Below are 14861 nucleotides of genomic sequence, written 5' to 3' on the forward strand. Positions count from 1 at the left end.
CCCCCTCGCCATGACGACGCTATTCTCCGCCGCCTATCCGCGCACGCTGCACACCTTGACCGACCGCTTCACTGCCGGTACCGCGACCCGCATCGAAGCCTGGCTCTTCGAAGACGATGCGGCGCGCCGCGACGCCGAACGCACGCTGGCCGCGCGCGGCATCGACGCGGTGCTGCGCAGCGCGTACAAGCCGCTGCTGCATTTCTTCGTCGAGGAATTCACGCCACCGCGCGCCGGCCGCATCGTGATCCGCACGCCCGCGGGCGCATACCAGCGCTTCCGGCTCGAAACGTATCCGCTCGCCGGCTGGCTCGCGCCGCTCGAATTCGCGTTCAAACCGGGGGACGATCCCGCGCACTACGTCGTCGAAGCCCACGGCGACACGCATCGCGTCTTCGCGCCGAACGACGCGACCGCGTCGCCGTGCGGCTGGCTGCGCGCGTGGAACGGCGACATGCTGATCGAGGATGGGCCGCTCGTCACCGAATTCGAGGCCGCCGCCACCGCGACGCTCGACGCACTGCGCGCGCATCCGTGGCCGGACCGCGCACCGTTCTTCGACACGCTGCGGATCGCGATCGCCACGTCGGGCATCGAATGGACGCTGCCGTACGGCGAGGAGCTCGTCAGCACGCTCGAAGCGTGGACCGAGGACGCCTATTACGGCGCGGCCGAATTCTTCCACGCCCACGCGGGCCGCGACGCGTCCGACCGCACGCTGCAATCCGGGCAGATCGTGCCCGAGATCACGCGCACGCAAGGCGATACGACGGTTCACATCACGCTTGAAACGCATATCCGCGCGGATGCGGATGCGGCCGACACCCGCGCGACGCCGGACGACCCGCTCGCATCGCCGGCCGCACTCGCGGCACTCGCCAAGCCGCTCGCACCGCCCGCCGTCGCCCGTGCGCTCGCGGCACTGCCCGGCGAGCGTTTCGCCTATACGTCCCACCAGGGCCGCAGCGTGAACGGCATTTACGTACGCGGTACCTTGCCGGGGCTCGTCATCACCGGCGGCCAGCACGCCAACGAAACGTCGGGCGTGGTCGGTGCGCTGCGCGCGGCCCATGCGCTGAACGCGCGCCCCGGCGCGCACTACGCGCTTGTACCGCTCGAGAACCCGGACGGCGCCGCGCTGCATCACCACCTGCGCGCCACTTATCCGACGCACCTGTCGCATGCGGCCCGCTTCACCGCGCTCGGCGACGACCTCGAAGCCCGCACGCAGCCGCCGTTCGGCGAGAAGGCCGCCCGGCTCGACGCGGTCGAACGCACCGGCGCGCGGCTGCACCTGAGCCTGCACGGCTACCCCGCGCACGAATGGACGCGCCCGCGCAGCGGCTACGTCCCACGCGGCAGCGAACTGTGGTCGATTCCGAAGGGCTTCTTCCTGATCCTGCGCCACCATGCAGGCCACGACGGACGGCCGTTCCTCGATGCGCTGACCCGCGCGCTGTCGCAGTGGGACGAGCTCGTCGCGTTCAACGAGCGGCAGATCCACGCGTGGCATGCGCATGCGGGCGACTTGCCGTTTCCGCGCATCAACGGCATTCCGTGCCACGTACTCGAGGATCACCGCTCGACCGTGCCGTTCACGCTCGTCACCGAGTTTCCCGACGAGACCATCGAAGGCGACGCGTTTCGGCTCGCCCATACGACGCAAACGCGCGCGGTCGAGCTGGCCGCCGAACTGTATTGGGACGGGCTGCTCGGCTGACCGGCCCCCCGCCTCCTTCACCGCCCTGGAGACCCGGCATGGAACAGCGGCATCGGCACACCAATCTGCAGAAGGTCGTCGCGCGCGCACAGGCCGACGGGTCGGGCTGGACCGTCGATCGCGTGATCGACTGGGCCGGCCTCGGCGGACTCGGCCCCGTGCTGTCGGGCAGCCCGCGCACGGTCGCCGATGCGCTCGAACACGGGTTCGACACGACCGGCATCGACGGGCTCAACGTCCCGTGTCTGGCGTCACGCCGATGCCACCAGCGCATTGAACGACGTATCCCAGAACGGCGCGACGTTGGCCGGACCATCCAGCACGCCGATTCGCGCGAACACGTCCGCGACCTGTTGATGCTGCGCGACCACGTCGGGCGTGACGGGCAGCAGTGCGTAGTCGTCGCTGCGCTGCGCGAACATCGCCGCCAGATCGGCAACCGGCACGCGCGTCTCCCCGTTCTGCACGCGCGCATAGGCGTCGAAATGCCCGTTCGCCCACGCGTACGCGCGCTGGAACCGCAGCAGCAGATCGCCGGTCGCCGCGCGCCGGCGCGGATCGTCGAGCGTGCGCGGGTTCGCATAGATCGGGAAATTGCCGGACAGGTAGCCCTTGCCCGTCTTGAGCACGCGTGCACCGTACCGGTTGCGCGCGAGCTGGCCGTTGTAGCCGTAGATCGCCCATGCGTCGAGATCGCCGCGATCGTAGGCAGACAGCCCGTCGGTCGGAGACAGGTTGATCGGGTGGATGTCGTCGAAACCGAGACCGGCCTCCGCGAGCTGCCGGTACAGGAAATAGTGCGACGTCGTCGCGCGCACGTACCCGACGCGCTTGCCCTTCAGGTCCGCGATGCTGCGAATCGGCGTGTCCTTGCGTGCGAGCGTGACCTGGTTGTTCAGGTCTTCCCGCGTACGCGAGATGAACCGGACACTCGCCTTCTGGCGCGCGGCGAACACGGCGGGAATCTCGCTGCCCGAGCCAATGTCGAGCGCATCCGCGTTCAACGCCTCGATGTGCAGCACGCCGTTGTTGAACTCGCGCCACTCGATCCGGTACGGCGTGTCGCTCAGGCCAGCCGCCTGCAGCAGCGCACGCCAGCCGCCCTTGTAGGTCGCGACGCGCAGTGTGGTACCGGCGAGATCGGCGTTGACGCTCGGCGCGGCAAGCGCGACCCGCGCGACCACGGGGGTCGCCGCGAGCGCGGCGCCGGCGAGCAGCAGGCGGCGGCGTGCCGCCGAAGTTGACGCCATCGGATGCTCCTGTCGATTGAATGAAAAGAAAAGGGAAACCGCCGCGCGCGACGGTCGACGCGCGTCAATGCACCGCCGGAAAGCCGTGGCGCTCAGCCAGCAAGTCGAGGATCCGGCGCGGGTCGGTGATGAAACGCACCGCGCCGAGCGTTTGCGCATCGTCCGGCGCCGGTTGCGCGCTACCGAACACGAGCACCGGCAGGCCCTGATGCGCGTCGTCGAGCGCGTCGATCACCGTGTGTCGCGGCCGTTCGAAACCGACGCGGCGCACGTCGAGGCGGTCGCTCCTGTCGGGCGCGCTCGCGAGCAGTCCTTCGATCGCCAGTCCGTGCGGACAGACGAAGTGTCGGCCCGGATGCTTCGGATCGGCAAAGCCCGGTTCCAGCAGAAACAGTACATCCCGACTCATTTCACTCGGCTCCCATGTTGGTAGTTTCACCAGGACACACGCACGCAGCATGCGGTGCGCCGGCGCTGGCCGGCTCGCGGCCGGATGCCCGACTCTACCGCCGCGCATCGTGCGGCCCTACCAACGTTTTGCGGAATCGATATGCCGACGTGCATACCGCATCGGCCGTGCGTGTCACAGCACCGCGTTGCATAAAAACATCGGCAGTGGAACGAACTTCGGCGCGGCATCGAACGATTTCATCGATCGATATGGGCGCGTTCGCACGTTGTCGTCGCCCGGCGTTTGTCATCGATGCCAATGCGTTCGCCGCAGCAAGCGAGCCGGACGCGATCGCGGCGCGTGCGCCGGGCGGGCATCGACGCGCATTGCAATTCGGTCGCGCAGCGAATTGCAAACCACGGATCGAGTATTCGCCGACCATGCCGAATTCAATAGCATCGTGATCCTCGCAGAGGTACCCATAAAAAACAGAGGATAGTCATGATCAAGAAGTCGGTAGTCCTGGGTTTGGTTTCGATCGGTTCCATCGGTGCGCATGCGCAGAGTTCCGTCACGCTGTACGGCGTCGTCGACGCCGGCCTCGCCTATACGAACAACCAGGGCGGCGCGAGCAACATCCAGCAGACGAGCGGCAAGCTGAGCGGCAGCCGTTGGGGCCTGAAAGGCGTCGAGGATCTCGGCGGCGGCCTGCAGGCGGTGTTCACGCTCGAAGGCGGGTTCCGGCCGAGCGACGGCGGGCTCGGCCAGGGCGGCCGCCTGTTCGGCCGCTCCGCGTACGTCGGCCTGAACAAGACCGGTCTCGGCACGCTGACGTTCGGCCGCCAGTACGAGCCGATCACCGACCTCGTCGCGCCGTACTCGGGATCCGGCTTCTGGTCGCCGGCAACCCACATCGGCGACAACGACAACCTGAACCAGAGCTTCCGCATCAACAATGCGGTGAAATTCCGCAGCGCGACGATCGCCGGCTTCACGGCCGACGTGCTCTATGCATTCAGCAACCAGGCGAATGGCGGCGCAGGCACCGGTTTCTCGAACAACAACGCGTGGGGCGTGGCGGCGAACTACGTGAACGGTCCGTTCTCGGCGGGTGCGGGCTACGTGCGGCTGAATCACCCGAACGCGACGTCGAACACGAGCGGCGCGGTGGGCGGCGCGACCACGACGACCGGCAACGACTACAGCGGCGCGTTCTTTTACGGGCTGAACGGCGGCGTGCGCAAACAGCAGATCGGTGTCGCCGGGGCGAACTACGCGCTCGGCCGCGCGACGCTCGGCTTCGCGTGGAGCCATACGCAACTCGACTACGTCGACGGTTCGTCGCGCAAATTCAACAACTACGACGTGAACGGGCGCTACCAGATCACGCCGGCGGCCACGCTGATCGGCGTCTACACGTTCACAGACGGACGCGCGAGCGGCTTGCCGGGTACCGGAGGCCAGACGCTGAAGCCGCGCTGGCACCAGTTCACGCTCGGGTTCGACTATGCGCTGTCGAAGCGCACCGACATCTATCTGTCCGGCATCTACCAGCTCGCCGCAGGCGACGCGAGCACCGCGTCGTCGGGCGGCTATCGCAAGATCGCGGCGATCGCGAACATCGGCAGCGCGTCGTCGACGAACCGTCAGGTCGCGTTCGTCAGCGGGCTGCGCGTGAAGTTCTGAACGTGCGCGCAACGTGACACGGGCGCGGCGCGATAAGCAAAGCGGGAATCGTTGTTTGTCGCGCCGCGCGCGGTTGCCGACAATGTCCGTTTTTCCGGATGCTGCCGCGTCGCGCGCGACATGGCTTCGCTGATGACCGATACCTCTTCCCGTCCACGCCGCACCAGCCGCCGCGCGGCATTGCGACAGCTCGCCGGCGGCTGGGCCGCCGCGCTGCTGCCAACAGGCGGCGCGCTGGCGGGCCAGACGCTCGCGCCACTCGACGTACCGCCGTGGACGCGCACGCCGGGCGCACCGTTGCTGTCGCCGCCGTACGGCGTGCCGGGCGGGCACGAACGCGACGTGATCCGCCGCAGCACGCGCGCGCCGGCGCTGCCCGGCTCCGGCTCGTCGATGACGCCGCTCGCCGACCTGTTCGGCGACATCACGCCGAACGGCCTCGTGTACGAACGCCATCACGCGGGCGTGCCCGATATCGATGCGCAGCGTCATCGCGTGGTCGTCCACGGGCTCGTGCGCGAGCCGCGCGTCTTCACGCTCGACGACCTGCTGCGCTTTCCGTCCGAGTCGCGAATCCATTTCCTCGAATGCTCGGGCAACACCGGCAGCGAATGGAACGGCCCGAGCGGGTTGCCCGTCCAGTTCACGCACGGGCTGCTGTCGTGCTGCGAATGGACCGGCGTGCGGCTGTCGACGCTGCTCGACGAAACCGGCATCGACCCGGCCGCGCAATGGCTGCTCGCGGAAGGCGCGGACGGCGCGGCGATGACGCGCAGCCTGCCGCTCGATCGCATTCTCGAGCGCGCGCTCGTCGTCTATGCGCAGAACGGCGAGCGGCTGCGCCCCGAGAACGGCTATCCGGTGCGGCTCGTCGTGCCGGGCTTCGAAGGCAACACGAACATCAAGTGGCTGCGGCGGCTGAAGCTGGTACGCGCGCCGGAGATGACCCGCGAGGAAACGTCGAAATACACGAGCCTGCTGCCGAACGGATGCGCCCGCCAGTTCGTGTTCGAGATGGATGCGAAATCGGTAATCACGCGCCCGTCGGCCGGCCACCGGCTCGCGTCGCGCGGCTACTACCCGATCAGCGGTTATGCGTGGTCGGGACGCGGCCGGATTCGCGCGGTCGAGGTGTCGACGGACGGCGGCCGCACCTGGCGCGCCGCGCGGCTCGCCGGCGACGTGCGCGATCGCGCGCTGACGCGCTTCGAAGCCGACTGGGTCTGGAACGGCGAGCCGGCCGACCTGCAAAGCCGAGCGACCGACGAAACGGGCTACGTGCAGCCGACCCGCGACGCGCTCGTCGCCGCGCGCGGCGTCAATTCGCAATACCACTACAACGGCATCCAGAACTGGCGCGTCGGCGCGGACGGCGAGGTGCGCAATGCGTAGGCCGACTGTCCGTCTGCTCGTGTCGCTCGCCGTCTTGTCGGGATCGATCGGCACGATCGCGTTGCCGGCCTTCGGCGCCGGCTTCGGTCTCGGTCAGCCGGTCGACCGCGCGGCTATCGCGGCGTGGGACATCGACGTCGCGCCCGACGGCAGCGGCCTGCCGCGCGGTGCCGGCACGGTCGCGCGCGGCGCGCACGTGTTCGCGGACAAATGCGCGATGTGTCACGGCGCCGGCGGCCAGGGCGGCGTCGGCGATCCGCTCGTCGGCGGCAGCGGCTCGCTCGCCGGCGCCAGGCCGAAAAAGACGGTCGGGAGCTACTGGCCGTATGCGACGACGCTGTTCGATTACATCCGCCGCGCGATGCCGTACAACGCGCCGCAATCGCTGAGCGCGGACGAACTCTATGCGGTCACCGCGTACGTGCTGCACCTGAACGGCATCGTGCCCGACGACGCGACGCTCGACGCCCGCACGCTGCCGCGCATCCGGATGCCGAACCGCGACGGCTTCGTGCCCGACCCGCGGCCGGGACGCCTGTGATGCGATACGACGCGCTTGCCGGCATGCCGGAAACCAACGCGCGTCGACTGCGGGCACGGCACGCACGATTTTCGCTCGACGCCGGCGCGCGTCGCATGGAGCCCATCTTGACCGACACTTCCGCCGCCGCCCAGGCCGATGTCCCGTTCACGCCGTCGCCGTTCGTCGACGTCGGTTCACCGGCCGATTTTCCCGACAGCCCCGCGTCGCGCGTGCTCGCGCAACCGCTGATGCTCGGCCTGTTCCTGCCGATCCAGGCCGGCGGCTGGAGCGCATCGACGCTGCCGCGCTCGACCGACTGGACGTTCGACTATAACGCCGATCTCGTCGCGCGCGCCGAAGCGCTGGGCTTCGATCTCGTGTTCGCGCTGTCGCAGTGGCTGCCGAAAGGCGGCTACGGCGGCGTGTTCGACGGCCACGCGCTCGACTCGTTCATGACGCTGGCCGCGCTCACCGCGCGCACCGAGCGGATCATCCTCGTCGCGACGAGCCACGTGCTGTACGGTCCGTGGCATCCGCTGCATTTCGCGAAGTTCACGGCGACGCTCGACCACATCTCGCGCGGACGCTGGGGCATCAACGTCGTGACCGGCCACCGCGCGATCGAACACGAGATGTTCGGCTGGAACCGGATCGAGCACGACCGGCGCTACGAGATGGCCGCCGAATTCGTCGACGCGGTCAGCCAGTTGTGGGCGCAACCGGACAACTTCAGCTACGCGCCCGCGCTGTCGAGCTGGCGGCTCTCCGGCGCGTTCGTCACGCCGAAGCCGCAATACGGCCGCCCGCTGCTGATCAACGCGACGGGCTCCGACGCGGGCATCGATTTCGCGGCCCGCTATTCGGACATCGTGTTCGTCACGAGCCCCGCCGGCCCGGACGTCGAGCTCGCGCTGGACACGCTACCCGCGCACACGGCCCGCGTGAAGGCGGCCGCAGCCGCGCGCGGCCGGACGATCCGCACGCTGCTCAATCCGCTCGTGATCTGCCGCGAAACGGCGGCCGAAGCGCGCGCGTACCGCGATGCGATCGTCGCGCACGCGGACGAAGGCAGCTTTCATCGCTTCGACAGCGACGCCCATGCGTGGCGCGGCGGCTTCGATCAGCGGACGCAGGCGGCCGCGCGCGCGATTGGCGGCAACATCTCGATCACCGGCTCGCCCGACGAAATCGCCGATTACATCGTGCGGCTGCATCGGGCCGGCATCGACGGCATCCAGCTGAGCTTCTACGACTTCAAGCCGGATCTCGACTTCTTCGGCGCGCGCGTGCTGCCGCTGCTGCGCGACGCGGGCCTGCGGCGCTGAGTTCAGGCGAACGCGGCCGTCGAACCCGCAGACGTCGCCGGCGCCGAGGAGACGGCGAACGCGCGCCGCGCGGGCCGTCGCAACCCGAGATGATCGCGCAGCGCGCGGCCTGCGTAGTCGCTGCGAAACAGCCTGCGGCGGCGCGGCTCGGGCAGCACGCGTTCGATGAAATCGTCGAGGCCGACGGGCAACGTCGGCGCCATCACGTTGTAACCGTCCGCGCCGTACTGCACGAACCGCTCCTCGAGCCCATCGACGATCTGCTCCGGCGTGCCAACGAGCTGCCAGTGACCGCGCGCGCGAGCCGCATGTAGTGACGAAAATCGATGCCGCCGTCCGCCTGCGAATCCGAATGGCGCCATGCGGCGACGTGATGGCCGGTGCGGATCGTCATCGTGAGGTTTCCGGAAAGTGGGCTGCGGATGCAGCGGAATCAGAACACGCGTCCTTCGGTCAGGTGCGTGGTCACGCCGTTCAGGTCGTAGTCGCCGATCACGCGCGCCTTGTGCAGCAGCGGGTTGTGGCTGAAGATCGTGCGCAGGTTGCGCCAGTGGCGGTCGAGGTTGTGCACGCGCGCGGTCGCCGATGCGCCGCCCACTTCGAACAGCCGCTCCGCCGCATACAGCGCAAGCTTGCCGACGATCAGCTGCGTGCGTGCGGTCGCTAGCGCGCTGTCGAGCACGCGTTCGTGCGCATCCGCGTCGCCGGCTTCGATCGCATCGGCCGAGCGGTCGAGTGCCGCCGCGTTGTCGCGCACGAGCGCATCGATCGCGTGACTGTGCGCGGACAGTTCGCCGACGATCTGCTGGATGAAGTGATCGTCGCGCGCGCTCGGCGCCGGGCTGTGCAGCACCGGCCGGCCGTGCGTCAGCACGTAGCGGCGCGCGTCGGCCACCACGTTGCGCACGATGCCCGCGGCCGTCGCGACGAGATGCAGCTGCCGCAGCGCGCCGCAGTGGCGGCCGACGAGCGTCGAGCCGTCGCGCTCCGCGACTTCGTCTGCAGACACCTGCACGTCGTGCAGCAGCAGGCTGCCGCTCGCGGTCATGCGCTGGCCCATGCCGTCCCAGTCGTCGAGCACCCGCACGCCGTCGCGCGCGACCGGGATGATCACGGCGAGCGCGTCGCCCTGTTCGTTCTCGACGTTGATGCGCGCGAAATCGGCAAACGCGGTGCCCGTCGAATAGTATTTGCGGCCGGTCACGCGATGATGGTCGCCATCGCGGCGCAGCACGGTCGTGTTCTCGCCCGGCCGCGACGTGCCGCGCTCGGTCGATGCGCCGCCGAAGATCGCGCCGGCCAGCGCGCGCTCGAGTTGCACGTCGTTGAACGGCGTGCGCGGCGACAGCCGCAGCGTCTCGGTCAGGTCGTAGTGGATGCGCAGCGCGTGCGCGAGGTTCGAATCGGCGGCAGCGAGCGTCGCGATCGTGTCGAACAGATCGACCAGCGTGCCGCCGATGCCGCCGCGTTCGACCGGAATCCGCAGCACGCCGAGCGACGAGCGGCGAAACAGCGCAAAGCCTTCGAACGGCAGTTCGCGGCGCGCCTCGCGTTGCGCGGCGTCGCGCCCGATCTCGGCTACGAGTTCAGGCAGTGCAGCGAGCGCGGTACGCAGCGCGTCGCGCGCTTCGGCGCCATGACGGGCATTCATTCGGCAGTCCCTCTTCCAGGAAAACGACGGCCACACGCACGATTGCGTGAGCCGTCGACGCAGCCCGCAGGCGGCACCGAAAAGTATAGGGACGCATCCGCCGCGCGTGAAAAACCGATTTCAGCTTTGGTTATGCGTGCGTCGGGAATGCGCATGCGTGCTCGGTACGACAGGCCGGAGTGCCAGAAATGGCCGGCGTCGCCGAGTTCGATCGGCCTGCCGTTTTCGACGATGTTCGACACGATCAGCACTTCATGGATATTGCTCGGGCTGACAAACCATCGCAACGCCCGAGGCACTGAGAATCCGGTCGATCCGGGCCACCACACCAGCGTGCCGCCATCCAGTTCTTGAATGCCGTTCCGAACCTCGATGAACGTGCACTTGGCCGCGCCGTTCGCACCCGTTATCAGGACGACTTCGTCCGCGTCGAACCACTGAGACAACACCGGCGGCGCGACTGTCGCGCCGAAGCGCGTGGTGCTACCGACGGCGCTCGGAACGACCGTGCCGTATCGACCCGCACGTCAGAGTCCGTCAGATCCGGATTGCCTGAAAGACGCTCCATGCGCGCTGTCCGGAAGGCGATCGCGTCCGCTCAGCCGCGAACGGAAGGTGCCGGTAGGCGCCGTCGTCCGGTACAGGCCGCGCTTCTTCAATTCCGGCACGATCAGTTCCGCGAAGTCGTCCAGCGTGCCCGGGCTGACCAGCGGATTGAGCATGTAGCCGCTCGTCGTCGACTGCCGCGCATGCTCGGCGAGCTGGTCCGCGACTTCGTCCGGCGCGCCGACGAGGATCAGGTCGGTGCCGCGCGTGACGCTCGCGAACTTGCGCCGCACGTCGCCCGCGGTCAGCGGCTTGCCGCTGCCGTCCGGCCGCACCACATAAGATGTCAGCCCTTCCGTTTGCGTCGTCAGCGGCTCGTCGTCCGCATAGCGGTCGATGTCGATACCGGTGTCGCCCGCATAGCTGACGAGTTGAGCCTGCAGGTGATAGTGCTGCTGCAGCGCGTGGTATTTCTCCTTCGCGTCGGCCGACGAACGCGCAGTCACGAGGCGCAGCACCGTGAGCGCCTTCACATCCTCCGCTGCCCGGCCGCTCTCGATCGCCAGCCGCCGGATTTCATCGAGGCCGGTGCGGATCTCGTGTGGATTCGACTTCGCGACGAACACCACTTCGGCGTGCTTTGCCGCGAATTCGCGCCCTCGCCCGGACCAGCCAGCCTGGATCAGCACTGGTGAACGCTGCGGCGACGGCGCACAGACGTGCGGGCCGTGCACGCGATAATGGGTGCCCACGTGCTCGATCGGCCGCACACGATCGCCGCGCGCGTAGCGCGGCTCAAGCTTGTCGGCGACGACCGCGTCGTCCGCCCAGCTCCCCTCCCACAGCTTGTACACGACCTCGAGAAATTCCTCCGCGCGCGCGTAGCGTTCGTCGTGACCGATCATCCGGTCGAGCCCGAAATTGCGCGCCGCGCTCGTCAGGTAGGACGTCACGATGTTCCAGCCGATCCGCCCGCTGCTCAGGTGATCGAGCGTGCTGAAACGCCGCGCGAGCGCGAATGGATGTTCATACGTCGTGCTCGCGGTTACGCCGAATGCGAGCCGCTCGGTCTGCGCGACGAGCGCCGGGATCAGCATCATCGGATCGTTCGCGGGCGACTCCACCGCCCACTTCAGCGCCGCGTCGGCCGACCCGCCATAAACGTCATACAGACCGAGCACGTCCGCGAAGAACAGCATGTCGAGGTCGGCCTGCTCGGCCTTGCGCGCGAGATCCGACCAGTACGCGAGCGTATTCGCGCGCAGCCGTTCGTCGGCGGGATGGGTCCAGAGGCTCGGCGCGCCGCCGCAGCCGACGCTGGCCTGTTCATAAAGGGAAAACAGCAAGGGGCGAGGATCGGACATCGTCGTGTTCAGCTCAAAAGCAGGAATCAGTTGGGTGCCGCCCACGCGCCGGCCGATGCGCCGCGGCGCCGTGCGGGCACGCGATCGTCGGGCTCACGCGTCAGGTAGCGGTTGAGGTGTTTCTCGAGACGGGCGGCGGGAATCGTCAGCAGCGCGACGAGCACGACATAGACGAGCGCCGCGCCGGCAAGCGGTTCGTATACGCGCAACGTCTCGAAGCGCAGCGTATTGGCCGTCCCCATCACGTCGAACACCGTGACGGTCGACGCGAGGACGGTCGATTTCAGCAGCAGGATCGCTTCGCCGGTGAGCGCGGGCAGCGCGAGTCGCCACGCACGCGGACCGACGATCCGGCGCAGTACGCCCGCCCGCGTCATTCCGTATGCATAGCCGGCCTCGATCTCGCCGGCCGGCACGCCGGCAATCGCGCCGCGCAGGATCGTCGCGACGTAGGCACCCTCGTTCACGCTCAACGCGACGACGGCGTACCAGAACGCGTCCCGCAACAGAGGCGACGCCCAGCTGTCGCGCATCCATTCGCGCGGGACGATCTGGCCGAAGCCGTAATACAGCAGATAGAGCTGCACCAGCAGCGGCGTGCCGCGAATCAGCATGATCCAGCCGCGTGCGGACCAGCGGTACGGTACGTGACGCGAGCTTGCCGCAAGCGCGAGCGGAATGCCGATCACCATGCTGGCGATGCCGGACAACAGCAACAGCGCCAGGGTTGTCGGCACCGCCGCGAGCAGCTTCGGCATCACCGTGTCGAGCAGAAACGTCGGCGAGAAGCTCATGCGGAGGCGCGCCTCGTGCCGCGATTCGCATACCGCTCGAGCATGGCGAACAAGCCCGTCGACATGATGCTCAACAACAGGAACAGCGCCGCAGTGACCAGATAAAAGAACACGTAATGCCGCGTCGCGCCGGCGGCGAGCTGGCTCGCCTTCAGCAGATCCGTGAAAGACCCGAGCACGCTGATGAAGGACGCATCCTTGGTCGCGTTCAGCCACACGTTGCCGACGCCCGGCAGCGCGAGCCGCGCCGCGATCGGCAGCCGGATGCGTGTCAAGGTTTGCCACGGGCGCATTCCGTACGCGTGCGCGGCCTCGATCTGCCCGACTGGTACGTTGATGAGCGCCGCGCGGAAGATGTCGGTCAGATAAGCACCCTGGATGAAGCCGAGCGACAACGCGGCCACGATGAACGGATCGAATGCGAAACCGTCGGACACGACATCGATGCGATGCAGAACGGCCTCGAGCGCCGGTGCGACCGCGTAGAACGCGAGCAGCAGGCACAACAGTTCGGGCAGCGCGCGCACGAGTGTCGTGTAAATCCGTGCGAGCCACGCGAGCGACGCGTGCCGTGACAGCTTGCCGAGCGCGCCGGCGATGCCGAGCAGCGTCCCGGCGCCAAACGACGCCGCGGCGACGCCAAGCGTCAGCGCGAACGCGCTCGCAAAGATGCGGCCGTAACCGCCGTTACCGAACGCGAGCAATGCCAGCAGCGAATCATCCGCGGCCATCGGCTCACCGGCCCTTCTCGATCGTGCCCTTCAGGTTCGGATAGCGCGCGGTGATCGCGTCCCACGTGCCGTCCTGCTGAAGTTGCGCGATCACGGTCGACAACCGGCCGCGCAGTGCATCGCCTTGCCGCACGCCCGCACCGATGCCGAGACCCAGCACCGGGTTGTCCCCGCAGGTAGCCTTGACCTCGAAATCCTTCCCGTCGCGCGACGACAAGAACGCGGTGAACAGGCCCTTCGCTTCCTGCACGTAGTCGACCCGTCCGGAGACCAGGTCCGCAAGGGCGTTGTCGAATTTGTCGAACGCCTTGATCTGCGCATCGCGCTTGAAGCGTGCATCGAGGAACGCCGAGAAGTTCGTGCCAGCCTCCACGCCGATCACGCGATCCTTGAAGGTTGCAGGCACCGCGCAATCGACGCGGCGCCGATCGCTTTTCGCGCCGACGAATACCGTCGGCGATTCATAATAGGCACGACTGAAGTCGATCGCCTTCTGCCGTTCGCCGGTGATCGTCATCGACGACCAGATCACGTCGATCTTCCGGTTTTGCAGTGCCGGGATCAGCCCGTCCCACGCGATGTCGGTGAGTTCGCAACGCACGTTCAGCTTGCCGCACGCCGCATCGAGCACATCGATTTCCCACCCTTTCCACTTGCCGGTCGCATCCTTCGAGAAGAACGGCGGGTACGACTCGGCGTCGATGCCGACGCGCAGCGTCGGCTGCGCCGCGTGGGCGGCGGACGCCACGCCAAGCATGAACAACGCGGCCGCGGCGCCGCGGACCCGGGAGGACATCGATCGATTCATCTGGCAGGCTTCCGAAATAGTGTCGAAATCGCCGGCGTCGCAACCGGCAGCAGGATGCGAGACTTTAGTGCCTGCCGGTGCGTGTACCAAATGGTTATTTTTTCGATCCATATCTGATCCGGCGATATGCGGCGAGCCAGCCGAGTGCGATCGCGAAACGCGCCGCCGCACGAGAAAAGCGACGCGGGCGCGAACCGGTTCAACCGTGGAACACGAGCAGCACCAGCGGCATCGTGACGGCCGCGAGCGCCGTCTGAACCGTAATGATGCCGGCAGACAGACGATGATCGCCGCCGAGCAGCTTCGCCATGATGTAGGCGGACGGCGTGCACGGCAACGAGTTGAACAGCACGATCGTCGTCAGCGCCGGGCCGCGGATGCCGAGGCTGAAACCGATCCAGAAGGTCAGCAGCGGCACGAGCAGCAACTTGATCACCGACGACTGGAACACCGGGCCGCGCGCCGCCTTCGCGGCCTTCACGTCGAGGCCCGCGCCCACCGCGAGCAGGCCGAGCGGCAGCGACGCCGCGCCGAGAATCGACAGCACGCTTGCCGCCATGCCCGGCAAACGCAGCCCGCCGAGATTGAACGCGGCGCCGAGCACGACCGACATGATGACCGGGTTCCTCAGCAGCGCGCCGCCGATCTGCCGCGCCGACGGCGTGCCACCACGGCCTGTA

At 68.0% G+C, this 14861-nt stretch carries 13 protein-coding genes and 2 pseudogenes; 5 read left to right on the top strand and 10 right to left on the bottom strand.

The annotated features are described in order from the left end of the window. The first annotated feature begins 10 nt into the window (after positions 1-10). The gene (locus LMA02_RS32935; RefSeq protein ID WP_228910850.1) at positions 11-1720 is read left to right on the top strand and encodes a hypothetical protein; all 1710 of its coding nucleotides are present in this window, start codon (positions 11-13) and stop codon (positions 1718-1720) included. 251 nt (positions 1721-1971) lie between these two features. On the opposite strand, the gene LMA02_RS32940 is transcribed toward LMA02_RS32935, so the two are convergent. Both LMA02_RS32940 and LMA02_RS32945 read right to left on the bottom strand, forming a co-directional pair. Next, complete coding sequence (locus tag LMA02_RS32940) at positions 1972-2970, bottom strand: ABC transporter substrate-binding protein (RefSeq protein ID WP_228910852.1); 999 nt, start codon at positions 2968-2970, stop codon at positions 1972-1974. Positions 2971-3034: 64 nt separating this feature from the next. Next, positions 3035-3379, bottom strand: a complete 345-nt coding sequence (locus tag LMA02_RS32945) for a DUF3088 domain-containing protein (protein ID WP_228910854.1) — start codon at positions 3377-3379, stop codon at positions 3035-3037. Positions 3380-3862: 483 nt separating this feature from the next. Between LMA02_RS32945 and LMA02_RS32950 the strand changes: the two genes are divergently transcribed. The 4 genes from LMA02_RS32950 (at position 3863) to LMA02_RS32965 (ending at position 8287) form a co-directional block, all read left to right on the top strand. After that, positions 3863-5047 (top strand): porin, encoded by a 1185-nt coding sequence (locus LMA02_RS32950; RefSeq protein WP_228910856.1) that lies wholly within the window; start codon positions 3863-3865, stop codon positions 5045-5047. Positions 5048-5167: 120 nt separating this feature from the next. Then, a complete protein-coding gene (gene soxC / locus LMA02_RS32955; RefSeq protein WP_416378698.1) occupies positions 5168-6439 on the top strand; it encodes a sulfite dehydrogenase in 1272 nt (423 codons plus the stop codon). After that, on the top strand, positions 6432-6980 hold the full coding sequence (locus tag LMA02_RS32960) for a c-type cytochrome (protein ID WP_228910858.1): 549 nt from the start codon (positions 6432-6434) through the stop codon (positions 6978-6980). Before soxC ends, LMA02_RS32960 begins: the two co-directional genes overlap by 8 nt. A gap of 107 nt (positions 6981-7087) precedes the next feature. Beyond that, positions 7088-8287, top strand: a complete 1200-nt coding sequence (locus LMA02_RS32965; protein WP_416378697.1) for an LLM class flavin-dependent oxidoreductase — start codon at positions 7088-7090, stop codon at positions 8285-8287. A 2-nt stretch (positions 8288-8289) separates the two neighbouring features. On the opposite strand, the pseudogene LMA02_RS32970 reads toward LMA02_RS32965, so the two are convergent. The 8 genes and pseudogenes from LMA02_RS32970 to LMA02_RS33005 form a co-directional block, all read right to left on the bottom strand. After that, a pseudogene (locus LMA02_RS32970) lies at positions 8290-8601 on the bottom strand (nitrilotriacetate monooxygenase); the annotation flags it as partial. A 119-nt stretch (positions 8602-8720) separates the two neighbouring features. After that, on the bottom strand, positions 8721-9938 hold the full coding sequence (locus tag LMA02_RS32975; protein WP_228910861.1) for an acyl-CoA dehydrogenase family protein: 1218 nt from the start codon (positions 9936-9938) through the stop codon (positions 8721-8723). A gap of 160 nt (positions 9939-10098) precedes the next feature. Then, positions 10099-10192: pseudogene (locus LMA02_RS32980) on the bottom strand (TauD/TfdA family dioxygenase); the annotation flags it as partial. Between the two features lie 273 nt (positions 10193-10465). After that, entirely contained in the window at positions 10466-11848 is a 1383-nt protein-coding gene (locus tag LMA02_RS32985) for an NtaA/DmoA family FMN-dependent monooxygenase (protein WP_228910863.1), read from the bottom strand. A 26-nt stretch (positions 11849-11874) separates the two neighbouring features. Then, positions 11875-12642, bottom strand: a complete 768-nt coding sequence (locus tag LMA02_RS32990) for an ABC transporter permease subunit (protein WP_228910099.1) — start codon at positions 12640-12642, stop codon at positions 11875-11877. Next, positions 12639-13373, bottom strand: a complete 735-nt coding sequence (locus LMA02_RS32995; RefSeq protein WP_228910100.1) for an ABC transporter permease — start codon at positions 13371-13373, stop codon at positions 12639-12641. Before LMA02_RS32995 ends, LMA02_RS32990 begins: the two co-directional genes overlap by 4 nt. A gap of 4 nt (positions 13374-13377) precedes the next feature. Further along, the gene (locus tag LMA02_RS33000; protein ID WP_324251321.1) at positions 13378-14181 is read right to left on the bottom strand and encodes a transporter substrate-binding domain-containing protein; all 804 of its coding nucleotides are present in this window, start codon (positions 14179-14181) and stop codon (positions 13378-13380) included. A 199-nt stretch (positions 14182-14380) separates the two neighbouring features. Further along, a complete protein-coding gene (locus LMA02_RS33005; protein ID WP_228910909.1) occupies positions 14381-14794 on the bottom strand; it encodes an AEC family transporter in 414 nt (137 codons plus the stop codon). Between the last annotated feature and the right edge of the window lie 67 nt (positions 14795-14861).

The organism is Burkholderia sp. B21-005 (assembly GCF_020843965.1).
GTDB lineage: Bacteria > Pseudomonadota > Gammaproteobacteria > Burkholderiales > Burkholderiaceae > Burkholderia > Burkholderia ambifaria.